This is a genomic window from Pseudomonas baetica, from assembly GCF_019733355.1.
In the GTDB taxonomy this organism is placed as follows: Bacteria; Pseudomonadota; Gammaproteobacteria; order Pseudomonadales; family Pseudomonadaceae; genus Aquipseudomonas; species Aquipseudomonas baetica_A.
Genome location: NZ_JAIHLQ010000009.1, coordinates 117,661 through 140,844, shown reverse-complemented (window position 1 = coordinate 140,844; position 23,184 = coordinate 117,661). Strand labels below are relative to the sequence as shown.

General features: G+C 58.2%; 22 protein-coding genes and 2 pseudogenes. 7 read left to right on the top strand and 17 right to left on the bottom strand.

Annotation, left to right across the window (positions count from 1 at the left end; all coding sequences use genetic code 11):
* Positions 1-33 precede the first annotated feature (33 nt).
* Both K5E40_RS35595 and K5E40_RS35590 read right to left on the bottom strand, forming a co-directional pair.
* Positions 34-462, bottom strand: a pseudogene (locus K5E40_RS35595) (methyl-accepting chemotaxis protein); the annotation flags it as partial.
* Positions 463-576: 114 nt separating this feature from the next.
* Positions 577-1,254 (bottom strand): annotated as a pseudogene (locus K5E40_RS35590) (PAS domain-containing protein); the annotation flags it as partial.
* A gap of 901 nt (positions 1,255-2,155) precedes the next feature.
* Here K5E40_RS35590 and K5E40_RS10975 point away from each other — a divergent pair.
* Positions 2,156-2,566, top strand: a complete 411-nt coding sequence (locus K5E40_RS10975; RefSeq protein WP_221730735.1) for a GNAT family N-acetyltransferase — start codon at positions 2,156-2,158, stop codon at positions 2,564-2,566.
* Positions 2,567-2,599: 33 nt separating this feature from the next.
* On the opposite strand, the gene def is transcribed toward K5E40_RS10975, so the two are convergent.
* The 3 genes from def to K5E40_RS10960 all read right to left on the bottom strand — a co-directional run bounded on the left by def (position 2,600) and on the right by K5E40_RS10960 (position 4,448).
* On the bottom strand, positions 2,600-3,139 hold the full coding sequence (gene def / locus K5E40_RS10970; RefSeq protein ID WP_221730734.1) for a peptide deformylase: 540 nt from the start codon (positions 3,137-3,139) through the stop codon (positions 2,600-2,602).
* A gap of 2 nt (positions 3,140-3,141) precedes the next feature.
* Positions 3,142-4,092 (bottom strand): YihY/virulence factor BrkB family protein, encoded by a 951-nt coding sequence (locus tag K5E40_RS10965; protein WP_221730733.1) that lies wholly within the window; start codon positions 4,090-4,092, stop codon positions 3,142-3,144.
* Positions 4,093-4,256: 164 nt separating this feature from the next.
* Positions 4,257-4,448 carry a CsbD family protein gene (locus K5E40_RS10960; RefSeq protein WP_221730732.1) on the bottom strand — a complete coding sequence of 64 codons (192 nt, stop codon included), beginning with the start codon at positions 4,446-4,448 and terminating at the stop codon, positions 4,257-4,259.
* Between the two features lie 196 nt (positions 4,449-4,644).
* Between K5E40_RS10960 and K5E40_RS10955 the strand changes: the two genes are divergently transcribed.
* Positions 4,645-5,022, top strand: a complete 378-nt coding sequence (locus tag K5E40_RS10955) for a hypothetical protein (RefSeq protein WP_115984244.1) — start codon at positions 4,645-4,647, stop codon at positions 5,020-5,022.
* A 77-nt stretch (positions 5,023-5,099) separates the two neighbouring features.
* Here K5E40_RS10955 and fadD1 read toward each other — a convergent pair whose 3' ends face one another.
* Positions 5,100-6,797, bottom strand: a complete 1,698-nt coding sequence (gene fadD1 / locus K5E40_RS10950) for a long-chain-fatty-acid--CoA ligase FadD1 (protein ID WP_221730731.1) — start codon at positions 6,795-6,797, stop codon at positions 5,100-5,102.
* Between the two features lie 360 nt (positions 6,798-7,157).
* On the bottom strand, positions 7,158-8,846 hold the full coding sequence (gene fadD2 / locus K5E40_RS10945) for a long-chain-fatty-acid--CoA ligase FadD2 (RefSeq protein WP_221730730.1): 1,689 nt from the start codon (positions 8,844-8,846) through the stop codon (positions 7,158-7,160).
* A 239-nt stretch (positions 8,847-9,085) separates the two neighbouring features.
* Here fadD2 and K5E40_RS10940 point away from each other — a divergent pair, with 239 nt between their 5' ends.
* On the top strand, positions 9,086-10,030 hold the full coding sequence (locus K5E40_RS10940; RefSeq protein WP_221730729.1) for an alpha/beta hydrolase: 945 nt from the start codon (positions 9,086-9,088) through the stop codon (positions 10,028-10,030).
* 42 nt (positions 10,031-10,072) lie between these two features.
* A complete protein-coding gene (locus tag K5E40_RS10935) occupies positions 10,073-10,543 on the top strand; it encodes a MaoC family dehydratase (protein WP_071553717.1) in 471 nt (156 codons plus the stop codon).
* Positions 10,544-10,664: 121 nt separating this feature from the next.
* Here K5E40_RS10935 and K5E40_RS10930 read toward each other — a convergent pair whose 3' ends face one another.
* Entirely contained in the window at positions 10,665-11,132 is a 468-nt protein-coding gene (locus K5E40_RS10930; protein ID WP_221730728.1) for a PA2169 family four-helix-bundle protein, read from the bottom strand.
* Between the two features lie 206 nt (positions 11,133-11,338).
* Between K5E40_RS10930 and K5E40_RS10925 the strand changes: the two genes are divergently transcribed.
* Positions 11,339-11,575 carry a DUF3820 family protein gene (locus tag K5E40_RS10925; protein WP_003227425.1) on the top strand — a complete coding sequence of 79 codons (237 nt, stop codon included), beginning with the start codon at positions 11,339-11,341 and terminating at the stop codon, positions 11,573-11,575.
* Positions 11,576-11,604: 29 nt separating this feature from the next.
* The gene (locus K5E40_RS10920; RefSeq protein WP_221730727.1) at positions 11,605-12,786 is read left to right on the top strand and encodes an aminotransferase class V-fold PLP-dependent enzyme; all 1,182 of its coding nucleotides are present in this window, start codon (positions 11,605-11,607) and stop codon (positions 12,784-12,786) included.
* A gap of 5 nt (positions 12,787-12,791) precedes the next feature.
* Here K5E40_RS10920 and K5E40_RS10915 read toward each other — a convergent pair whose 3' ends face one another.
* The 4 genes from K5E40_RS10915 to zwf all read right to left on the bottom strand — a co-directional run bounded on the left by K5E40_RS10915 (position 12,792) and on the right by zwf (position 16,555).
* A complete protein-coding gene (locus K5E40_RS10915) occupies positions 12,792-13,517 on the bottom strand; it encodes an intradiol ring-cleavage dioxygenase (RefSeq protein WP_221730726.1) in 726 nt (241 codons plus the stop codon).
* 188 nt (positions 13,518-13,705) lie between these two features.
* Entirely contained in the window at positions 13,706-14,371 is a 666-nt protein-coding gene (locus K5E40_RS10910) for a bifunctional 4-hydroxy-2-oxoglutarate aldolase/2-dehydro-3-deoxy-phosphogluconate aldolase (RefSeq protein ID WP_075945403.1), read from the bottom strand.
* Between the two features lie 17 nt (positions 14,372-14,388).
* A complete protein-coding gene (pgl, locus tag K5E40_RS10905; RefSeq protein WP_221730725.1) occupies positions 14,389-15,102 on the bottom strand; it encodes a 6-phosphogluconolactonase in 714 nt (237 codons plus the stop codon).
* Positions 15,089-16,555: a glucose-6-phosphate dehydrogenase gene (zwf, locus tag K5E40_RS10900; RefSeq protein WP_221730724.1), complete on the bottom strand. Its 1,467-nt coding sequence runs from the start codon at positions 16,553-16,555 to the stop codon at positions 15,089-15,091. Before zwf ends, pgl begins: the two co-directional genes overlap by 14 nt.
* 226 nt (positions 16,556-16,781) lie before the next feature.
* On the opposite strand from zwf, the gene K5E40_RS10895 reads away from it, so the two are divergent.
* A complete protein-coding gene (locus tag K5E40_RS10895) occupies positions 16,782-17,642 on the top strand; it encodes a MurR/RpiR family transcriptional regulator (protein WP_171057240.1) in 861 nt (286 codons plus the stop codon).
* Positions 17,643-17,789: 147 nt separating this feature from the next.
* On the opposite strand, the gene K5E40_RS10890 is transcribed toward K5E40_RS10895, so the two are convergent.
* The 5 genes from K5E40_RS10890 to K5E40_RS10870 form a co-directional block, all read right to left on the bottom strand.
* A complete protein-coding gene (locus K5E40_RS10890; protein ID WP_221730723.1) occupies positions 17,790-18,644 on the bottom strand; it encodes a D-hexose-6-phosphate mutarotase in 855 nt (284 codons plus the stop codon).
* A gap of 114 nt (positions 18,645-18,758) precedes the next feature.
* Positions 18,759-20,108, bottom strand: coding sequence for a carbohydrate porin (locus K5E40_RS10885; RefSeq protein ID WP_221730722.1), 1,350 nt, complete (start codon positions 20,106-20,108; stop codon positions 18,759-18,761).
* A gap of 106 nt (positions 20,109-20,214) precedes the next feature.
* Positions 20,215-21,375 carry an ABC transporter ATP-binding protein gene (locus K5E40_RS10880; RefSeq protein WP_221730721.1) on the bottom strand — a complete coding sequence of 387 codons (1,161 nt, stop codon included), beginning with the start codon at positions 21,373-21,375 and terminating at the stop codon, positions 20,215-20,217.
* A gap of 2 nt (positions 21,376-21,377) precedes the next feature.
* A complete protein-coding gene (locus K5E40_RS10875; RefSeq protein ID WP_221730720.1) occupies positions 21,378-22,223 on the bottom strand; it encodes a carbohydrate ABC transporter permease in 846 nt (281 codons plus the stop codon).
* Entirely contained in the window at positions 22,216-23,124 is a 909-nt protein-coding gene (locus K5E40_RS10870) for a carbohydrate ABC transporter permease (RefSeq protein WP_221730719.1), read from the bottom strand. The genes K5E40_RS10875 and K5E40_RS10870 overlap by 8 nt, the downstream gene beginning before the upstream one ends.
* Positions 23,125-23,184: the final 60 nt, after the last annotated feature.

Here is a 23,184-nt window from a genome sequence, read left to right as displayed (position 1 = left end):
GCGAGCAAGCCCGCTCCCACAGGGGTGGTATGGTCAGTTCAACTGCAACGTCTCATTGAACTGGCTGATCGCATCCACCACATGCCGTGAGCCCTGCTGAATCTCCAGAATCACCTCCCCCGCCTCATTGGCCAATTCGACGCCAAGGCCCGTTCGGTTCAGGCTCGATTGCATGCTCGACACCGCGCTCAACGACAAGTCGTGGTTTTTGCGCACCACCTCGACAATTTCCAGGGTCGCCTGACTGGTGCGTGCCGCCAGGCTTCGCACCTCATCCGCCACCACGGCAAAACCGCGTCCATGTTCGCCGGCCCGCGCCGCTTCGATGGCGGCGTTGAGTGCCAGCAGGTTGGTTTGATCGGCGATGCCGCGAATGGTCTGGACGATGGTGCCGATGATGTCCGATTGTTTGCTCACCGCATCGATGCTCACCGCTGCTTCGTTGAGGTCGTGGGAAATGTCCTGAATGATCTGCACCGTTTGCTGCACAACTTGTGAGCCTTTCTGCGCACAGGCGTCGTTTTGTACGGAAGTGCTGTGGGCTGATTCTGCAGCGTTCTGCAGGGTGGTCATCTGGTGGGTGATGTCGCTGGCAAACTTCACCACTTTGTACAGCCGCCCTTTGGCATCGAACAACGGGTTGTACGAGGCCTCCAGATACACCATCTGCCCGGATTTGTTCTTGCGCTCGAAACGGTGCGAGTGATATTCGCCACGATTGAGCGAGGCCCAGAACGCCTTGTATTGCGCAGACTCGGCTTCGGCGCGATGGCAAAACAGGCTGTGGTGATGGCCGACGATTTCGCTGAGCGAATACTGCATGGTCTTGAGAAAATTTTCGTTGGCGGTAATCACATTGCCCTCGGGGGTGAACTCGATCACTGCCATGGAGCGACCGATCGCCGCCAGCATGCTTTCCTCTTCATGCTCCTTGTTGATCCGCGCGGTAATGTCCGCCGCCACCTTGATCACACTTCTGACTTGCTTGTCCTGGCCATACACCGGCATGTAACTGGCTTCGAGCCAGACTTCCTCGCCGCGCTTGTTCAAACGCTGGAAAGTGCCGCTGATCGGCTCACCACGGGCCAGGTCGCGCCACAAACTGGCGTACTCTTCGCTGCGATAAAACGCTTCTTCACAAAAGATCCGATGATGTTTGCCACGCACTTCCTCGGCGCCATAGCCCATGGTCTTGCAGAAGTTTTCGTTGGCATTCAGAACGATACCTTCAGGGCTGAACTCAATCATCGCCATCGAGCGACTGATCGCGTCCAACTTGGCGCTGGCTTCGGTCAGGGCACAACTGAAGCGTTCGATTTCCTGCAGGTCAGCCTTGTGATGTAGGTTGAACATGTTTGTATCACCTTTCGCGCGGACTTTTGATTTGATGAAAGTTCAGGTCTTTCAAGATCCACCACTACGTTCCACAGAACAGGCATACGCACTCCTCCACGGGAGGAAGTTGTCAGGTGATAAATGATGATCAATCGGAGTGTCCATGCAGCGACGCTCTAATCAAGACATCCTTCTCTTGATAGCCCGCCTGCGGGCCAGCCCTAACGCGTTGAACAACTTCCATTTAAATGACGCTCCTTGTTGGTTCAGTGTCGGTGCCTTGGAATGCGCACTCTGGCAGCGTGAAATCACGGACTAACCTGTACGATCCACAGGGTTAGTTAAGTGTCAGCATAGACAGCGAAATGCCTTGCGCAAGGCCACTAGTCGGCCAGTATCTGGCACTTTTTGCACAAGAATCGGTTCAGCGAAGGGATAGGTTGCCGGGGCGAGGGCCATCACGAGCGGTGGGCGGCGTCGAATTGATGGGGGCATGGCGTTGCCCGGAACGGGAATCCTCCCCTCTGTGCAGCAGCGGTGAATGAATTTTGCAGATCACTTTCGAGTTCAGGCAGGAGCCCGAGAACCGGGCTCCGGAGAGGCGTGATCAATGACCGAAGATGTCGACTTTCTTGGCTTTTTTCTCGGCGCGTTTTTCAATCGCAGTCTTGGCCGGTTTCTTCTTCGCGGCTTTCTTTGAATCCATACCTTTGGACATGATGCGTACTCCACTCACAGGGGATGTGAGATCAGGTATACACCTATCCCGCCGCGCACGTTCTTTTATAATCGCCGCTTTGCCCACCGACAGTCCGAACCCATGCCTGACACCCAATACAGCCTGCTCGACGAGTCTCTTTGGCCGTTGATGAACAAGTTTTACCGCCGCCACCAATCCTCGATGAAAGCCGTGCGCGAGGCGCATTTGTGGGTGGCACGCCGGGGAGAGATTGTCGCTGCGTTGTGTTTACGGCCGGTGTCGGGCGGCCAATGGTTGACCGGGTTGTTCGTCGATCCCGGATGTCGTGAGCAAGGGATTGCGGCGAAGCTTATGGACGCCGCGCTAGAGGACGTGACACAGCCCGTGTGGCTGTTCTGCCATCCGAATTTGCGTGGTTTTTATGAGCGACGCGGGTTCAGTTTCGACCCGCCCCTGCCCCAGGCGATGGCTGAGCGGTTAAGCCGCTATGCGCGCAGCAAGCCGATGATTGCGATGGGGCTGAATCAATAGAGATCCAATAGGGGCGATTGTGCAGGACTCGGATCAATCGTCTGCGGTGGGATCAAGATCCGGGAACATCACCTCGGTGAAGCCGAACTTGCTGAAATCGGTGATGCGCGACGGGTACAGCCGACCGATCAGATGATCGCACTCGTGTTGCACCACTCGCGCGTGGAAACCTGAAGCGATACGCACAATCGGCTCGCCCTTCGGATCAAATCCCTCATAACGAATCTGCTGATAACGATCCACCGCGCCACGCAAACCCGGCACCGACAGACAGCCTTCAAAGCCCTCTTCGGTGAGTGGGCTCAGTGGTGTGATCAGCGGGTTGATCAGGATCGTCTGTGGCACCGCTTCAGCGTCCGGGTATCGTTCGCTGTGCTCGAAACCGAAGATCACCAGTTGCAGGTCGACACCGATCTGCGGTGCAGCCAGGCCGACGCCGCCGACGCTTTCCATGGTCTGGAACATGTCGTCGATCAGTTGCCACAACTCGGCGCTGTCGAACATTTCGGCCGGTACCGGCGGGGCGATGCGCAGCAGGCGCTCGTCGCCCATTTTGAGGATTTCACGGATCATGATCAGGCTTCGTCAGTGTCCGGCTTGAGCGAATGATCGCGGCCCAGGCCCGAGACATGTTGTTTGGGATGTTCGTCGAGTTCACCAGGGACTTTCTCGCCCGAGTCCTTGCCCTCGTGGGACATGTGTTCGATCACCGCATTCATCTCCGCACCGAGCAACAGCACCGCCGAGGAAATGTAGAAGTACAGCAACAGCACGATGATCGCCCCGATGCTGCCATACATTGCGTTGTAGTTGGCGAAGGTTTTCACATAAAACGCGAAGCCCAGTGAGGCGATGATCCACACCACCACCGCCAATACCGAACCCGGTGTGATGAAGCGGAATTCCTGTTTGACGTCCGGCATCACGTAGTAGATCAGCGCCACGGCAACCATCATCAGAATCACGATGACCGGCCATCGCGCGATGGTCCAGACGGTGACGATGACTTCTTCCAGGCCAACCCGCGCGGCGATCCAGCCCATCACTTGCGGGCCGAGCACCATCAGCGCGGCGGCGGCCAGCAACATGCCGGCAATGCCAACGGTGTAGAAAATCGACAGTGGAAAACGCTTCCAGACCGGCCGACCTTCGACCACATCGTAGGCGGCATTCATCGCGCTCATCATCAGGCGCACGCCGGCAGATGCGGTGTACAGGGCAATCACGATACCGACCGAAAGCAGCCCCCCCTTGGACTGCTGTAACTGATCAATCACCGGGTTGACCTGTTCCAGCGCCTGCGGTGGCAGCACCAGTTCCGATTGCAGACGCAGCCAGGTAAAGAAGTCCGGCAGGTGCAGGAAACCGATCAGCGCAATCAGGAACAAAATGAACGGGAACAGCGAAAACAGCATCTGGTAGGCCAATGCCGAGGCGTACGTCGACATCTCGTCGTCGATGAATTCAGTCACGGTGCGCACCATCACCCGGTGCAGGGGCAAACCTTTCATGTCCGGAAATATCATTCGCGTCTCCTTTCGCCGCATTACAGGTTGAAGTCGTGGCGACTCAGGGGCCGTTTTTTACATCACGTTAGCCTACTTGGCGAGCCTCGTCGGGTCAGCGCCTGTTGAGGATACAAAAACGGCCATCCTTGGATGGCCGTTCGTGTCTTTCGTTCAAGGCTGCATTACGCCTTGTCGACGCCTTTCTTGATGGCGTCTTTGGCTTTGCCGACCGCTTGCTGGGCCTCGCCTTTTTTCTCTTGCAGGGTGCCTTCGGCTTGCAGTTTGGTGTTGTCAGTGGCTTTCCCCACACCTTGCTTGACGTTGCCGACCGCTTCATTCGCCATGCCTTTTACTTTATCGCTTGTGCTACTCATGGTGTTTCTCCTTGATGCATTAACGAGGAAAAGTCATTACGTAAGGATTGACCGACCCTGTTTGCGCCAAGTTTCATTTTTTTTGAGGGTTCATTTCGTCGCAGCATGAAGGTTGGGCTTTATGTTTGCCGGCGTTGCCTTGAGAATGCGCTCCATATGGGCGCCAAGCGCCAGGAACCGACCCCGCAGGAATGTTATGAAACTCGATAAAAAGCAGGCCATTGCCCGTCGAAACCAGGAACTGGGCGGCGCTGTGCTCGGCACCAACAACTGCCACTTCGCCGAACTGAACCGCAACCGCAACATCTGGTGGTTCGACCTGCCGGTGACGCGTCTGGCCGTGGGTCAGTACGAGTGGATTCACCTGCTGATGCATACGCCGGCCACCGACGAACTGCTGCACCTGAAAGTGCCGACGGTGTTCCTGCGCGAGAAGCTGGAAGGGCTGGTGATTCGCAACGAGGGCAAACGCAAAGCGGCGCTGAGCCTGGAATTGAGTGCAGACAAGGATTCGTATCTGCAGGACATGCGTCCGACAGGAACCAATGTGAATTTCGCGCCATTTCGCCAGTAACCGCGAAAACGGCCTCACAGGCACAGAATTTCTCCCGGCCAAAATCAAAAAGCCCTGCATCTGCAGGGCTTTTTGCTTTACGCGGCGTTCTTCGCCTTGATCTTCTTCAGCTCTTCATCACGCAACTCGCGGCGCAGGATCTTGCCGACGTTGGTGGTTGGCAGCGTATCGCGGAACTCCACTGAACGCGGCACCTTGTAGCCGGTGACGTTGGCGCGCATGTGCTCCATTACCTGCTCTTTGGTCAGTGTTACGCCTGGCTTGGCAACGATGAATATCTTGATCGCCTCGCCCGATTTCTCGTCCGGCACGCCGATAGCCGCGCACTGCAGCACGCCCGGCAGGGTCGCCAGCACGTCTTCCAACTCGTTCGGGTAGACGTTGAAACCGGAGACCAGAATCATGTCTTTCTTGCGATCGACAATGCGCATGTAGCCATCCGGCTGGATCAGCGCGATATCACCGGTCTTCAACCAGCCGTCGCTGTCGAGCATTTCATCGGTGGCTTCCTGACGCTGCCAGTAGCCTTTCATCACCTGCGGGCCCTTGACGCACAGTTCGCCGATTTCACCCAGCGGCTGCTCGACCCCGGCATCGTCGATGACTTTGCACAGCGTCGATGGCACCGGAATACCGATGGTGCCGACCTGGATGTTCTGGATCGGGTTGACCGTCGCCACCGGGCTGGTTTCGGTCATGCCGTAACCTTCGCAGATGGCGCAACCGGTCACGGCTTTCCAGCGCTCGGCGGCGGCCAATTGCAGGGCCATGCCGCCGGACAGGGTGACTTTCAGCGCGGAGAAATCCAGCTTGCGGAAGCCTTCGTTGTTGCACAGCGCCACAAACAGCGTGTTAAGGCCAACGAAACCACTGAACTTCCACTTCGACAGTTCCTTGACCATTGCCGGCAGGTCACGCGGGTTGCTGATCAGGATGTTGTGGTTGCCGATCAGCATCATCGCCATGCAATGAAAGGTGAACGCGTAGATGTGGTACAGCGGCAGCGGTGTGATCAGGATTTCGCAACCTTCGTTAAGGTTGGAGCCCATCAGCGCTTTGCATTGCAGCATGTTGGCCACGAGATTGCGGTGGGTCAGCATCGCGCCTTTGGCAACGCCGGTGGTGCCGCCGGTGTATTGCAGCACCGCAACATCACCGCTGTCCGGGTTGGCTTCAGCCACTGGCTGGCCCTGCCCCTTGCTCAGCACGTCGTTGAATTTGACGGCTTTAGGCAGGTGATAAGCCGGAACCATCTTCTTCACGTACTTGATGACGCTGTTGATCAGCAGGCGCTTGAGCGGTGGCAACAGGTCGGCGACTTCAGTGACGATGACGTGTTTGACGCCGGTTTTCGGCACCACGGCTTCAGCCAGGTGCGCCATGTTCGCCAGGCACACCAGCGCTTTGGCACCGGAGTCGTTGAACTGGTGTTCCATTTCCCGCGCGGTGTACAGCGGGTTGGTGTTGACCACAATCAGCCCGGCGCGGATGGCACCGAAGACAGCCACCGGGTACTGCAGAACGTTGGGCAGTTGCACGGCGATTCGATCACCGGGCTGCAAATCGGTATGCTGTTGCAGATACGCGGCAAACGCACCGGACAATTCGTACAACTCACCGTAGGTGATTGTCTTGCCCAGGTTGCTGAAAGCCGGTTTGTTGGCGAAGCGTTGGCAGGATTGCTTCAACACTGCCTGAATGTTCGGATACTCGTCTGGATTGATGTCGGCAGCAATTCCAGCCGGGTATTTATCCTTCCAAAAGTCTTCGATCATGGAAGCCCACTCCTCAGCAACGCGAATTCTTCACCGCATTTGATGCGATTATTATTGGTGTGTGTTTTGTATTGGTGAATCTGGCTTTTGGATAGGCCGAGAAGTCACAAAGCGCGCCGAGAGTAGCAGCTTTGCCGAGGGTCGACTAGAGCCAAAAGCGGCCCCTACAGTCACATTGATGACTCAAGACTTGCTAGCGGTCATTTTAGAGCAAAAAACCTATAACACCCTGAAAGCCCCGGAATTCGGGGGTGTTCCTCCCAAAAGCATCGCGGGCAAGCCTGCATCCACAAGATCTGCATAGATACCTGTGGGAGCATGGCTTGCCCGCGATCCGCGCAAAGCGCGGCCATTGACCGATCAGGCGATATCGCGCAACTCACGTCGCAGAATTTTCCCTACAGGCGTCATCGGCAACGACTCACGCAAGACAATGTGTTTCGGCACTTTGTAGGCGGTGAAATTCTCTTTGCAGTAAGCCTTGAGCTCTTCAAGACTTACACCGCTTTCGCGCGCCACCACAAACAGCTTGACCGCCTCGCCCGAACGCTCGTCCGGCACACCGATCACCGCGCAGTTGGCGACTTTCGGGTGGGCCATGACCACATCTTCGATCTCGTTCGGGTACACGTTGAAACCAGAGACGATGATCATGTCCTTCTTGCGATCGACGATGCGCACAAAGCCGTCCGGGTCGATCACCGCGATGTCGCCAGACTTGAACCAGCCCTCGGCATCCAGCACTTCAGCGGTGGCCTCAGGTTTGTGCCAGTAGCCTTTCATGATTTGCGGGCCTTTGATGCACAACTCGCCACGCTCGCCCATCGGCTGTTCGACGCCGTCATCGTTGATGACTTTCAACAGCGTACCCGGTACCGGCAGGCCAACCGTACCCAGACGCGACTGGTCGCCGTAGGGGTTGGTACACGCCACCGGCGAGGTTTCGGTCAGGCCGTAACCTTCGGTGATACGGCAACCGGTGAGCTGCTCCCAGCGTTCGGCCGTGGCTTTGACCAGCGCGGTGCCGCCGGAGTTGGTCAGTTTCAGACTGGAGAAATCCAGCGTCTTGAAATCCGGGTGTTCCATCAGCGCCACAAACAATGTGTTCAAGCCCAGCAGCGCCGAGAAGCGCCAGTTCTTCAGTTCCTTGATAAACCCGGCAATGTCGCGCGGGTTGGTGATCAGCACGTTGTGATTGCCGGACACCATCATGCACATGCAATTCGCGGTGAAAGCATAGATGTGATAAAGCGGCAGCGGCGCGACCATCACTTCCTGGCCTTCGCGCAGCAGTGGCTGCCCGTCAGGGCCCAGTTGCGCGAGACAGGCCCGCACTTGCTGCATGTTCGCCACCAGGTTGCCGTGGGTCAGCATTGCACCCTTGGCCAGCCCCGTGGTGCCGCCGGTGTATTGCAGCACAGCGATGTCGTCGAGGCTGGCCTTCAAGGGTTTGATGCCCAGCCCACGCCCCATGCGCAATGCGCTTTTGAAGGAGATCGCCTGGGGCAGCGAATACGCCGGCACCATTTTCTTCACTTTGCTGACCACGGTGTTGACCAGCCATCCCTTGGCGGTGGGCATCAGGTCGCCCATCTTCGCTTCGATCAGGTATTGAATGTCGGTATCGGCCAGCACTTCCTGGACTTTCTGGCCGAACATGTTCAGGTACACCAGCGCTCGAGCGCCGGAATCCTTGAACTGATGCCGCATCTCCCGCGCGGTGTACAGCGGGTTGGTGTTGACCACGATCAACCCGGCGCGCAAAGCGCCGAACACGGCAATCGGGTAATGCAGGACATTGGGCATCTGCACCGCGATGCGATCCCCGGGCGCAAGATCGGTATGCGCTTGCAGGTAGCCTGCGAAGGCAGCGCTTTGGCGCTCAAGTTCTGCGTAGGTCAAGGTCACGCCCATGTTGCTGAAGGCCGGGCGATCGGCGAACTTCTTGCAGGAACGCTCAAACACCTCGATCACCGACTTGAATTCACCCATGTCGATGTCCAGCGGTACGCCGGCCGGGCGTTTGTCATTCCAGAAATCAGGTTGCATTGTTCTTGTCCTCTTTACCTGAGCTGATCCGGGGCCGCGTTTCTGTCATTTCTCGTTCATCCCTTGAAAGCAGAAAGCAAAAAGCGGAGCTTCACGGACACTAGCAGTTATGGCCAATCAGGCAAATACGGGTAAAGCCGTCATTGATCGTATGAATCTTCCTGCCGTCGTGTGGGCTGATCAGACGAAGAACAACGAATGCGCTATACACTGTTTCGACTCTGAGCAAAGGAATCGCCATGATCCACGACACTTTATGGCTGGACGCGAGTGACCGCAGCCGCCTCTTCGTCAATCAGTGGCTGCCGACGGCGCCGTTGAAAGCGGTGATCCTGTTGGCCCATGGCATGGCCGAGCACAGCGGGCGTTACCAACGACTGGCTGAAAGGTTCTGCGCCCAGGGCTACGGCGTGTACGCCCCGGACCTGCGCGGACATGGCAAAACCGCCGATACCGGCACCCTTGGGCATTTCGCCGACGACGATGGCTGGTGCAAAGTCGTCGGTGATCTGGCCAGCCTCAATCAGTACATCGGCCAGCAACATCCCGGCGTACCGATCATTCTGCTCGGGCACAGCATGGGCAGCTACCTCGCCCAAGGTTACCTGCTGCACCACAGCGCCAGCCTGCACGGGGCGATTCTCAGCGGTTCGAACTTTCAACCGGTGGCGCTTTATGGTGCCGCGCGGCAGATCGCCCGCCTGGAAAAACTGCGTCAGGGTGGCAAGGGTCGCAGCGCAATGATCGAGTGGTTGTCGTTCGGCTCGTTCAACAAAAAATTCAAACCGGTGCGCACGTCATTCGACTGGCTCAGCCGCGATCCCGACGAAGTCGACAAGTACGCTGCCGACCCGCTGTGCGGCTTTCGCTGCACCAATCAGCTGTGGATCGACTTGCTCGGCGGCTTGCAGCAAATCAGCAAAGCGTCCACTCTCGCCCAGATCGACCCGGGCCTGCCGCTGCTGGTGATCGGCGGCGAATGTGATCCGGTGAGTGAAGGCAAGCGTCTGACAGATCTGGCCAATGCCTTGCGCACGGCCGGCAGCCACAACCTGCAACTGAAGATCTATCCGCAGGCGCGGCACGAATTGTTCAACGAAACCAATCGCGACGAAGTGATCGCCGATGTGCTGACCTGGATCCATCAGGCCTTGAGCCATCCGCGCCCTCATCGCAGCGAATAATTTTTTGTGGATTCATTTAATCCGTCACAGGAACCAAGACCGATGACCCAGGTTACCAACACCCCTTACGAAGCCCTCGAAGTCGGCCAGACCGCCAGCTACAGCAAGACTGTCGAAGAGCGCGACATTCAGTTGTTCGCCGCCATGTCCGGCGACCACAACCCGGTACACCTGGACGCCGAATTTGCCGCCGCCAGCATGTTCAAGGAACGCATCGCACACGGCATGTTCAGCGGTGCGCTGATCAGTGCAGCCGTTGCCTGCGAATTGCCTGGGCCGGGGACTATTTATATCGGTCAGCAGATGAGCTTTCAGAAGCCGGTAAAGATTGGCGACACACTGACCGTGCGCCTGGAAATCCTTGAGAAGCTGCCCAAGTTTCGCGTGCGGATCGCCACTCGCGTGTTCAACCAGCGTGATGAGTTAGTCGTCGATGGCGAAGCTGAGATTCTGGCGCCGCGCAAACAGCAGACTGTGACACTGCCGACGTTGCCGGCGATCAGCATCGGCTGATTGGCTGCACAAAACAACGAGGGAGCGGGCTGGCTCGCGAAGAGGTCGTGTCAGCAACATCATCGTTGCATGACACACCGCATTCGCGAGCCAGCCCGCTCCCACCGTTTTTCAGCGTGGCTTACGAACGAGCGCGAGCCTGGTTACGCAGGGCCTTCACCTGGTCGTGATTGCGTTGCGCGCCATGGTACTGGCGTTCAACCATGTCACGAATACCGACCAGATTGTGCTTGTTGATTTTCTCCATGGCTTCACGATAAGCCTTCAGCGCGTGGTCTTCACCGCGCTCGGCTTCGTTTAGCACTGCTTCTTCGTCCTTGCCGGTAAACATGGCTTTGACGTCGACCCAACGGCGGTGCAGGTCACCGCTGACGCTGGTGGAGGTTTCCGGATCACCGCCCAGTTTGCGCACTTCAGCTTGCAGTTCCGCAGCGGCGGTAGCGCAATCGGCAGAGCGAGTGGTGAACAGCGTTTTCAGTTCAGGATGCTTGATGTCTTCAGCGCAAGTCTTGAACCCTTCCTGACCGTCTTTGCTGGTTTCAATCAGGTCATTGAGTACAGAGATGGCTTCTTTATTCATGTCAGTCATTTTTTCAATTCCTTGCGGTTGGTTGAAGATGCAAGGGATATTGCAGTGTGCGTGCCAGTTTTCTATAAATAAAAAAATCGTTATATATCAATACTTTAAATGTAAGTGAACTATCTGTATCAAGGATATTTGCATGATCTGTCATTTGGCCTGCATGCAGAATGCCTGTATTTTCCACTCTGATTTGAAGCCAGACGATCTCACTGATGAATCCCGAAAAACTCGAACTGTTGATCACCCGCGAAATGCCCTTTGGCAAATACAAGGGCCGGATCATTGCCGACCTGCCGGGGCCTTATCTCAACTGGTTCGCCCGCGAAGGCTTCCCGCACGGTGAACTCGGTGGCTTGCTGGCCTTGATGCAGGAAATCGACCACAACGGCCTCTCTGACTTGCTCGAACCGCTACGCGCAAAACACGGCAAACCTGCCCCGCGCCACTGACGCGCCCTCCTCTACAGAGCTTGCCAACCATGCCCGACAACACCCGCCGCGCCCGTGACGAAGCCTTCTGGCAGACGTTCGCTGATCGTTATGACGCTCAACCCGGCCCCGTAAACCTGGAGAACGGTTACTTCGGGCGCATGTCGCGCACGGTGATCGAGGAGTACCAGCGCAACATCGAGCTGATCAACAACAGCAACTCGGTGTATGTGCGCCAACGCTTCGAACAGCACGACAACCTCGACATTCGCGCGCAACTGGCCGAGTTGATGGGCGTACGCGCGCAAAGCGTTGCCTTCACACGAAACGCCACCGAAGGCCTGCAATCGCTGATCCGCAACTACAACCGCCTGCAACCGGGCGATCAAGTGCTGATCTGTGACCTCGAATACGACACGGTAAAAGGCGCCATGCGTTGGCTGGCAAAGCATCGCGGTGTAGAGGTGATCGAGATTGCCCACGCGCACCCGGCGAGTTTCGACAGTTTGCTGCAGGCCTACCGTGAGGTGTTCATCCGCCACCCGAAACTCAAGCTGATGGCGCTGACGCATGTCACCCATCGCACCGGCCTGGTGATGCCGGTGCAGGCTATTGCCGCGCTGGCCAAGGAGCACGGCGTCGACATCATCCTCGACGGAGCCCATGCCCTGGGCCAGATCGAGTTCGATCTGGAAGCATTGGGCATCGCGTTCGCCGGCTACAACCTGCACAAATGGATCGGCGCGCCCCTGACCCTTGGCTTTCTCTATATCGCCCCGCAGCGCCTGGCCGACATCGATCCGGACATGGGCGAGATGCACTATACGGTCAACGATATCCGCAGCCGTACTTCCTACAGCACGCCCAATATTCCAGCGCTGATGAGCCTCCCGTTGGTATTCGAGGAGCACCGTTCGCTCGGCGGCGCACCGGCCAAAGGTGCACGCCTCAATTACCTGCGCAATCTTTGGGTCAGCGCGGTGCGGCACTTGCCGGGCATTGAAGTCATGACCCCGGACGATCCACGGCTGTTTTGCGGGATCACTTCTATGCGTTTCACTCGCCACGACGATCAACAGGCGATGGCTGAGCGACTGCTCAACGACTACAACCTGTTCACCGTTGTACGTACTGGCGCAGCCTGTGGACCGTGCATTCGCATCACGCCGGGGCTGACCACCACGTCTGCCGACATGCAGTTGTTGACCCGTGCGCTCAACGAGCTGCGTTAACGCGGCTATACGGTGTACTTGTCAAAGTCCTCGGGCCTGATCTGCGTCGACACCGCAAAGGTGTCGATGCCGATGGTGAGGTGGCCGAAATAACCGTCCTCGTGGGAGTCGCGACCGATCGGCCAGACAGCGAGGGTCGAGGCTTCGCCGCCCATACCGGCGTAAATACTGTCCTGGCCGTTGTCCAGCGGTAACGATGCCCGCCCCCGATAGGCTTTGGCATTGAGCACCGAGCGTGAAACGACCTCGGGAAAGTACAACTGCCCCACCCACGCCACACAACGCTCATCAAGGTATTCACTGCCGGCAACCATACGCACCGCGCCATGAATGTGCAGCGTGCGACCGGCATAGAACCCCGGATAGATCGTCGTGAAACGCACCCTGCCCTTTTGATCGCAAAACTGGCTGCCACGCAGGTAGGTGTGGTCGTCGGTGCGCGGGATCGAACCGATATCTTCAACCTCGACTTCGAGATCGGGATTGATCCGGCTCCAGCCCGAATAAGCCCCTCGCGCATTGCAATGCCAGATGTCCACGAGGGCGCCACTGACCGGCTCACCGGTCATTGCATCGACAATGGTCAGGCGCAGGATCAACGGCAGGCCTTCAGCGCCTTCGCTGATGTTGCGGCGCAACAGTTTGGGATTGCGAAAATAAGGCCCGGCGATTTGTTCGGGGGCCAGTTGATACACAGGTTGCGGTGATGGTGATGCGGGATCTCGATCCATGACACGTGCTCTCTTCCATAAGAAGAGCGCAGATTAGCGTCGGGAAAAAGTCAGCGTGCGGTAACTATGTATCGAGCAATGTATCTGCAACTTTTTCAGGGCAAAAAAAAACGGTGCACCGACCAAGCGCACCGTAAAGCCGTAGAACACACAACGAAGTGTCAGGTAAAGCAGTCAATCCACAAGCATCAGTCCAGCAGCGCCAATGCCTCGGCGGTGCATTCCTGAATGCGGGCCCAGTCGCCGTTCTTGATCCACTCGGGATCCAGCATCCAGCTACCGCCCACGCACATGACGTTTTTCAGCGCCATGTAGCTCTTGATATTGGCCGGGCCAACGCCACCGGTCGGGCAGAATTTCACTTCGCCGAACGGGCCGCCAAGGGCTTTGATGGCGGCGACGCCACCGCTGACTTCAGCCGGGAACAGCTTGAAGCGGCGATAGCCCAGACCATAGCCTTCCATGATGCCGGAGGCGTTGCTGATGCCCGGTAACAGCGGAATCGGGCTGTCGACGCTGGCTTCGAGCAAGTCGCGGGTGATGCCTGGGGTGACGATGAATTGCGAACCCGCCGCTTCGGCCGCCGCGAGCATGTTGCGATCAAGCACGGTGCCTGCACCGGTCATCAGTTCCGGGCGCTGTTCGCGCAGGATCTGGATGGCCTTGAGACCGAACTGCGAACGCAGGGTCACTTCCAGCGCGGTGAGGCCACCTGCGGCCAGGGCGTCGGCCAGTGGCAGCACGTCCTGTTCACGAGCGATGGTGATCACCGGCAGGATCCGCGCCTTGGCGCAGAGGCTGTCGATCAGGGCAACTTTGTCCGCCATGGAAACGGTCGGGGATGGGTTTTTCATAGCGGCTGTTCCTTGGCTCATGGGCACCAGTAAATCTCTAACGTGGGTTGCAGAAACGCGCGAACCGGCATGGCAGCGACATCGTCGGATGCCAGCGCGGCATTCAGGGTGGTCAGTTTCGATTGACCGGAAATCGACAGAATCTTGTGCTTCGCCGACGCCAGCAACGCCCGGCTCATGCTCAGACGCTGATGCGGCACGGTTGGCGCCAGCATCGGCCAGCAACGGCGGGTGCCATCGACCTGCAACGCCTCAGTGAGGTTCGGGCTATCGGGGAACAGCGACGCGGTGTGACCATCGTCGCCCATGCCCAGCACCAACACGTCAATCGGCGGCAACTCGGCGAGCAAACGGTCAGCCTGTTCGGCAGCTTGCTCGACATTCGCCGCAGCGCTGTAAAGGCTCAGAAATTGCGCCTTGGCGGCGGGGCCTTTGAGCAGGTACTGCTTGAGCAGACCGGCATTGCTGTCGGCGTGTTCGACTGGCACCCAGCGTTCGTCGGCGAGGGTCACGACGACCTTCGACCAGTCCAGCTCCTGCTTAGCCAAGTGCTGAAAAAACGCCACCGGGCTACGACCGCCGGACACCACGAGCACAGCGTTGCCGCGTGCAGCAATGGCATCGGTCAGTTGCTTGGCAGCGTTCAGCGCCAAGCCTTCGGCCAGCAGCACCGGACTCTTGAATTCATGGGCATTCACGCCCGCGGGCAGTTTCACATCAGATATCGCCATACCACGACCTCCCATCCCGCGTGATCAATGCAATGGAGCTCATCGGGCCCCACGACCCGGCCGCGTACGGCTTGGGCGCGTCACCAGATTTTTTCCACCCGGCGATCAACTGGTCACACCACTTCCACGCGGCTTCGATTTCATCTTTACGGACAAACAGGTTCTGATTGCCGTTCATCACTTCCAGCAACAACCGCTCGTAGGCATCGGGGATCCGCGCGCTACGCCAGGTGTCGGAGAAATTCAGTTGCAGCGGGCCGCTGCGCAATTGCATGCCTTTGTCCAGGCCCTGCTCTTTGGTCATCACGCGCAAGGAAATACCTTCGTCCGGCTGCAGGCGGATGATCAGTTTGTTGCTGATCTGCAGGCGCTGCTCGGGGGCGAAGATGTAGTGCGAGGGTTCTTTGAAATGGATGACGATCTGCGACAGCTTTTGCGGCATGCGCTTGCCGGTTCGCAGGTAGAACGGCACGCCGGCCCAGCGCCAGTTGCGGATGTCGGCACGCAGGGCGACGAAGGTTTCGGTGTCGCTCTGGGTGTTGGAATTCGGTTCTTCGAGGTAGCCCGGTACGGACTTGCCTTCGCTGTGACCGGCGATGTACTGGCCGCGTACCACTTGAGTGGTCAGGCCTTCTGGGCTGATCGGCGCGAGCGCCTTGAGCACTTTTACTTTTTCGTCACGGATGCTATCGGCGGACAGGTCGGCCGGCGGATCCATGGCGATCAGGCAGAGCAACTGCAACAGGTGATTCTGGATCATGTCGCGCAGTTGGCCGGCCTTGTCGAAGTAACCCCAACGGCCTTCGATGCCGACCTTCTCGGCCACGGTGATTTCCACATGGGAAATGTAGTTCTGGTTCCACTGGGTTTCGAACAGGCTGTTGGCGAAACGCAGGGCGATCAGGTTTTGAACGGTCTCTTTGCCCAGGTAATGGTCGATGCGGTAGGTGCGATTCTCCGGGAAGAACTGCGCCACGGCATCGTTCACTTTGCGCGAGGATTCGAGATCGGAGCCAATCGGCTTTTCCAGCACCACGCGGGTGTTTTGCGCCAGACCGACTTTCGCCAGGTTCTCGCAGATCGCGCCGTACACCGCCGCCGGCGTGGCGAAATAGGCAATCATGCGCTGCGTGCTGCCCGCCAGTTCGGCCAGCGCTACATAATCTTCAGCCTTGAGAAAGTCGACGTGCAGGTAGGTCAGGCGCGCCAGAAAGCGCTCGGCGACGGCTTCGTCCAACTCTTTGCCGACGTAGCGGCGCAGTTCATCGGCGATGAACGCCATGTGCTGCTGCTCGGAGCCGGCTTCACGGGCCAGCGCGATAATGCGCGTGTCCTCATGCAACAGGTCGGCGCCATCGAGGTGATAAAGGGCAGGAAACAGCTTGCGCAGGGCCAGATCGCCAAGAGCGCCGAACAAGGCAAAGGTGCACGGTTCAACCGTAATCGAAGGCATGATGTTTGTTCTTTTATCAAGTTAAGCTACAAATACCTTTTTTCAAGGCATCACTCAAGGGAAAATGTAGTAATAACCACAACATTTTCACAGAATACAGATTCCGAGTGGTGGTCGGTCGGAGCCATCAGTAGGATAGGCCACCGTTACGGGCCATATCAAAGGCCCAATTTGCATAGCCCGGCGCACCTTTGCGCAGGTGAATTAGGAATTCCATATGGACCGCGTGCGAAATTTACTGGAACAAATCCAGAGTCGCCTTGAAGACCTGAACAAGGCCGAACGCAAAGTCGCCGAGGTGATCCTGCTCAACCCGCAGCAGGCCACCCGCTTCAGCATCGCTGCCCTCGCCCAGGCAGCGTCGGTGAGCGAACCGACGGTCAACCGTTTCTGCCGTTCGTTCGGCGTCAGCGGCTACCCCGAATTGAAGCTGCAACTGGCCCAGAGCCTGGCCAGTGGCGCGGCGTATGTCAGCCGTGCGGTGGAAGCCGATGACAATCCCGAAGCCTATACGCAGAAGATTTTCGGCAGCGCCATCGCGTCACTGGACAGCGCTTGCCAGGCACTGGACCCGAACCTGATCAGCCGCGCCGTCGACCTGTTGATTCAAGCGCGGCAGATCCACTTCTTCGGCCTCGGCGCGTCTGCGCCAGTGGCCCTGGATGCGCAGCACAAGTTCTTCCGTTTCAACCTGGCCGTCACCGCGCATGCCGATGTGCTGATGCAGCGGATGATTGCTTCGGTGGCGCACACAGGCGAGCTGTTTGTGATCATTTCCTACACCGGCCGCACCCGTGAACTGGTGGAAGTGGCACGCATTGCGCGGGAGAACGGTGCTTCGGTGCTGGGGCTGACGGCGGAGAATTCGCCGCTGGCCAAGGCCAGTACGCTGAGCCTGAACATTCCGCTGCCGGAAGACACCGACATTTATATGCCGATGACCTCGCGGATCATTCAGTTGACCGTGCTGGATGTGCTGGCGACGGGGATGACCTTGCGTCGCGGGGTGGATTTCCAGCCGCATCTGCGCAAGATCAAAGAGAGCTTGAATGCGAGCCGGTATCCGGTGGGTGACGAGTTCAACTGATTCAAAATCTCGGCTGATTGATCCGGCCTCTTCGCGAGCAAGCCCGCTCCCACAGGGGATCTGTTTTGAACACAAATCCTGTGTTCATTGAAGATCCAATGTAGGAGCGGGCTTGCTCGCGAAAGCGTCAGGCGACTCACCACAAATCTAGGCCGCCGCCCACGCCTGCAAACTCAAATGCGCCTTAACCCCCGGCGCCAGATGCAGGCTGTCCGTCCCGCCCGTCGCCGCTTCAACACAAACAAACTCCGAGATCTCATCCCAACTCACGCCCAACAGCGGCCGCGAACCCGGATGCCAGACCACCGTGTCCGCCGTGTCACCGGTGTCAATGCACAACTCGCGCTGCCAGGCGTGATCCTTGAGCTGTAATTCGCCGTCGTGCTGGAACACCCGCTGACAGCCACCATCGACGCGCAACTCGCCTTCTTGCTGACAAACCTGGCGGTTCAACTGGTCATAACCCTGCGCGCCTTCGAGGCCGGACAGCGCTATCTCACCGACATCACCAATACGCCAGTAAGCGTGCAACGCCTGGCTCAACTGACACGGCATGTCGTCCTGATGCTCGGTGCTCAGACGCAATTCCATGCGTTCGCCCAAGTGCGCGTGCAGATCGACCTGCCAATCGCACAGCTGCAATTGCCAGTGCAAGCGCACGCCATCCTCGGCGCTGCTGCTGTCGAGCAATTTCCAGTCGAGCAGCCGCGCCCAGCCATGGGACGGCCACGCGTTTTCGCTCGGGTGGCGGCCATACCACGGCCAACACACCGGCACGCCACCACGGATGGCACCGACATGCGGCCACTTCGCCGCACACCACAACCACGGCTTTTGCCCGCGCGGCTGAAAATGCAGCAACTGCGCGCCCTGACGACTGAACACCGCCTGACACAGCGGATGATCGATCACCAATACGTCGCGCATCTGATAGCGCTCCCAGGCAAACACCGGTTGTTCGCGCAGGGACTTGAAGAAGCGTTGTAGCGGATGCTCATGCATTGGCCACGATCCTGAACTCGTCTTTCACAGGGCGGCGCCTGGCCCCAAAAAAAAGCGGACAGCCTTGGCTGTCCGCAAATATGCGCACATAGAGAGGAGCTTATCGCAGACGCGTTAGAACACCGACTGAATTTTCAGACCGGCGACCAAAGCGTTGTCCACTGCGTCCACGCCACCTGGATGAGTGATGTATTGCAGGTTAGGACGTACGGTCAGCCAGTTAGTGACGTGGAAGCCGTAGTTGATCTCGTAGTTGTATTCGGTTTCACGAATCGGCGAGAACACCGGGTTGTCGTAGTCCGAAACACCATTGGATGCATTGAGCAGTTCGGCGTTTTTCTTCACGTCATCGTTGACGTGAATACGCGCCGCGCCAATACCGATGTCATCTTTTGGACGCGCGTCGAACGGGCCTTTGTAGACAAACATCACCGACTGATAGTTGTCGATGAAGTTGGTGTCCTTGTCGTGGAACGTGGCGTTGGCGGCGATGTTCAGACCGCGGGTCGCGTCACCGTTGTGGCTGGTGAGTTGCTGTTGCGCCACGAACCAGTAGCCGTGCTTGCTGCTGTGGGTGCGGTAGGCGTTACCGGTGGTTGCAGCGTCGTTGCCGTTGATGTCTTCACGGACATCGCTGGCATCAGCGGTGCTCTTGTAGTAACCGACGCGGTATTCGCCTGGCAAGCTGTTGACCTTAGGCGACCAGACCAGTTCGACCGGCAAAACAGTACCTTTGGTGCCGCTGCCGCTGAGCTTGAAGCCGTTGCCGTGTTCCAGTTGCGACGGGTTCTGGTTGTACGCACCGATCTGCGCGTAGAGCTCGTCGTTGATGTTGTACTTCACGCGGATCGCGGCCTGGCTGACGGGCCAGTTGTACCAGATGTTGGTCGCCCAGTTACCCACCTGGGAGCCGCAGAACGCCAGGTTCTGGAACTCGCACGGGAAGGTGTTGAAGTCTTCGCCTTCACCGAAGTAACCGGCCTTGACGTCGAGCTTGTTGTCGAAGAACTGGTGCTGAATCCACAACTGGGTCAGACGCACCATGTGGCCACGGCCGTAAACTTCTTGAGACGAGCTCAAGGTGCCGGCACGCGGGTCGCCCACGCGGTCGTTGGAGATATTTTGACCGTTACGGTTGGTCAGTTGAATCTTGGCCTGAGTGTTGTCCCAGCCCCACAGTTTTTGCAGATCCAGTGCCACGCCCAAACCGAACTGGTCGCTGTAGCGGCCGGTCTTGTCGTCGTTGTAGCCACCGTGCAGGTTGCCACCGACTTCCCCAACATAATCGGCCTTGATGTCGATACCCTGCTCGATCAGCTTGGTCCGCTCACCCCCCCAGTCGCCCGTCATCCATTTGGAATCGGAGCTGAACGCATCGGCGGCCATTGCATTACCGGCCAGCACCAATGCTGCCGCTGCTGACACTTGGCAGATCAACCGGGCATTGACGTGTTTCTTTTTCATCCCTACATCCTCGTCTTTATTGTTATTAACTGTTTTTATCTAACGCGGTTTACATAATTTGCGATGGATTACAGGCAATCCACCGCGTGCTCCCACATTTTGCTCTTCAGCGGCCTTTGAACTGGGCCACGTTGGCAGACCGCGCTTCGGCCTGCGCCTGACCGGCAACACCCAACCGCTCGCCAGTCTTGGCATCGAACAGCAGCACTTTCGACGGATCGAATTGCAGCGTCAGGTTCTCGCCCACCTGCGGCGCCACGTCCGGTGCCAGACGGCAGCAGACCTTGGTGTCGTTGAGGTTGACGAATACCAGCGTGTCCGGACCGGTCGGCTCGGTAACCTGCACTTCGGCGCGAATGCTCGGCAGGCCATTGCCCTCGTCGTTCGCCAGAACAATCTGCTCTGGACGCAGGCCGAGAATCACTTCGCGATCTTCAAGACCGGCGTCCTGCATGCCCATCGGCAATTCGCAACGCGCCTGGCCACTGTCGAGCAGTGCCAGCAGACGACCGTCCTTGCGTTGCAGACGCAGCGGGATGAAGTTCATTGGCGGCGAACCGATGAAGCTCGCCACGAACAGGTTGGCCGGGTCGTTGTAGATCTCTTTAGGCGTACCGAACTGCTGGATGATGCCGTCCTTCATCACCGCCACTTTGTCGCCCAGCGTCATCGCTTCGATCTGGTCATGGGTCACGTAGACCGTGGTGGTTTTCAGGCGCTGGTGCATCAGTTTCATTTCGGTGCGCATCTCGACGCGCAGCTTGGCGTCGAGGTTGGACAGCGGTTCGTCAAACAGGTAGATCTTCGGCCGCCGCGCCAGGGCACGGCCCATCGCCACGCGCTGTTGCTGACCACCGGAAAGCTGACCGGGCTTGCGGTTGAGCAAGTGTTCGATCTGCAACAGCTTGGCCACGCGAGCGACTTCTTCATCGATCGCCGACTGCGCCATCTTGCGGATCTTCAGACCGAACTCGATGTTCTCGCGCACGCTCATGGTCGGGTACAGCGCGTAGGACTGGAACACCATGGCGATGTCGCGATCCTTGGGGCTCATGCCGCTGACGTCTTGGTCGCCAATCATGATCGCGCCGCCGGTGATGGTTTCCAGGCCGGCGATGCAGTTCATCAGGGTCGACTTGCCGCAGCCCGACGGGCCGACCAGGATCAGGAACTCACCGTCCTTGATCGACAGTTCGATGTTCTTCAGGGTGTCCGGCAAACCGGCGCCGTAGGTCTTGTTTACATTGCGAAGTTCGAGCGTTGCCATGATTACCCCTTGACTGCGCCGGCCGTCAGCCCGCGCACGAAATACTTGCCTGCGACCACATAGACCAGCAGGGTCGGCAGGCCGGCGATCATCGCCGCTGCCATGTCCACGTTGTATTCCTTGGCCCCGGTGCTGGTGTTGACCAGGTTGTTGAGCGCCACCGTGATCGGTTGCGAATCACCGCTGGAGAACACCACACCGAACAGGAAGTCGTTCCAGATCTGCGTGAACTGCCAGATCAGGCAAACCATGATGATCGGCGTCGACATCGGCAGAATGATCCGCCGAAAAATGGTGAAGAAGCCTGCGCCATCAAGGCGTGCAGCTTTGACCAGCGCGTCGGGAATGCTCACGTAGTAGTTACGGAAGAACAGCGTGGTGAACGCCAGCCCGTAAACGACGTGGATGAACACCAGCCCGGTGGTGGTGCTCGCCAGGCCCATCTTGCCGAGGGTGAACGAGGCCGGCAGCAGCACGGTCTGGAACGGCAGGAAGCAGCCGAACAACAGCAGACCGAAAAACAACTGCGAACCGCGAAAGCGCCACATCGACAGCACATAACCGTTCAACGCACCGATAGCGGTAGAGATGATCACGGCCGGAACAGTGATCTTGATCGAGTTCCAGAAGTAACCATCAACCGTGGCCCAGGCCTTGACCCAGCCGATACCGCTGACCACGGTCGGCCAGCTCAGCAAGTTGCCGGTGCTGATGTCTTCCGGGGTCTTGAAGCTGGTCAACAGCATGACCACCAGCGGAATCAGGTAAAGGAACACAGCGAGGATCAGCACCGCGTAGATCGCGATGCGGCTCAGGCTGATCGCAGGTTTGGCAGCGAGACTAGTCATTACGCTTGGTCCTCAGCTCGGAGTACAGGTAAGGCACGATGATCGCCAGAATCGCACCGAGCATCAGAATCGCACTGGCCGAGCCCATGCCCATCTGGCCGCGACTGAAAGTGAACGAGTACATGAACATCGCCGGCAGGTCGGAGGAATAACCCGGGCCACCGGCCGTCATCGCTGCAACCAGGTCGAAGCTCTTGATCGCGATGTGCGCCAGAATCATCACCGCACTGAAGAACACCGGACGCAGGCTTGGCAGCACCACTTTCCAGTAGATGGTCGGCATGCTCGCGCCGTCGATCTGTGCAGCACGAATGATCGATTGATCAACGCCACGCAGGCCGGCGAGGAACATCGCCATGATGAAGCCCGAGGCCTGCCAGACCGCCGCAATCACCAGGCAATACACCACGCGATGCGGGTCGATCAGCCAGTCGAGACGGAAGCCTTCCCAGCCCCAGTCACGCAACAATTTGTCCAGGCCCATGCCCGGGTTGAGCAGCCATTTCCAAGCGGTACCGGTGACGATCATCGAGAGCGCCATCGGGTACAGGTAAATGGTGCGAATGAAACCTTCGCGGCGAATACGCTGGTCGAGGAACACCGCCAGCAGCACGCCGATCACCAGCGTGATGCCGATGAACATGCCACCGAACACCGCGAGGTTCTTGCTCGCCACCCACCAACGGTCGTTCTCGAACAACCGCGCGTATTGCGCCAGACCGGCCCACTTGTAGTTGGGCAGGAACGTCGAGGTAGTGAACGACAGCACGAACGTCCACAGGATGTAGCCATAGAAGCCCACCAGCACGATGAACATGCTCGGCGCCAGCACCAGTTTGGGTAGCCAGCGTTGCAATGCATCGAACGGCGAGGCTTTGCTGAACACAGCAACAGAACTCATGGGGAAATCCAGTACAGGGAATAAAAACTACAGTGAGATCCCTTGTGGGAGCGGGCTTGC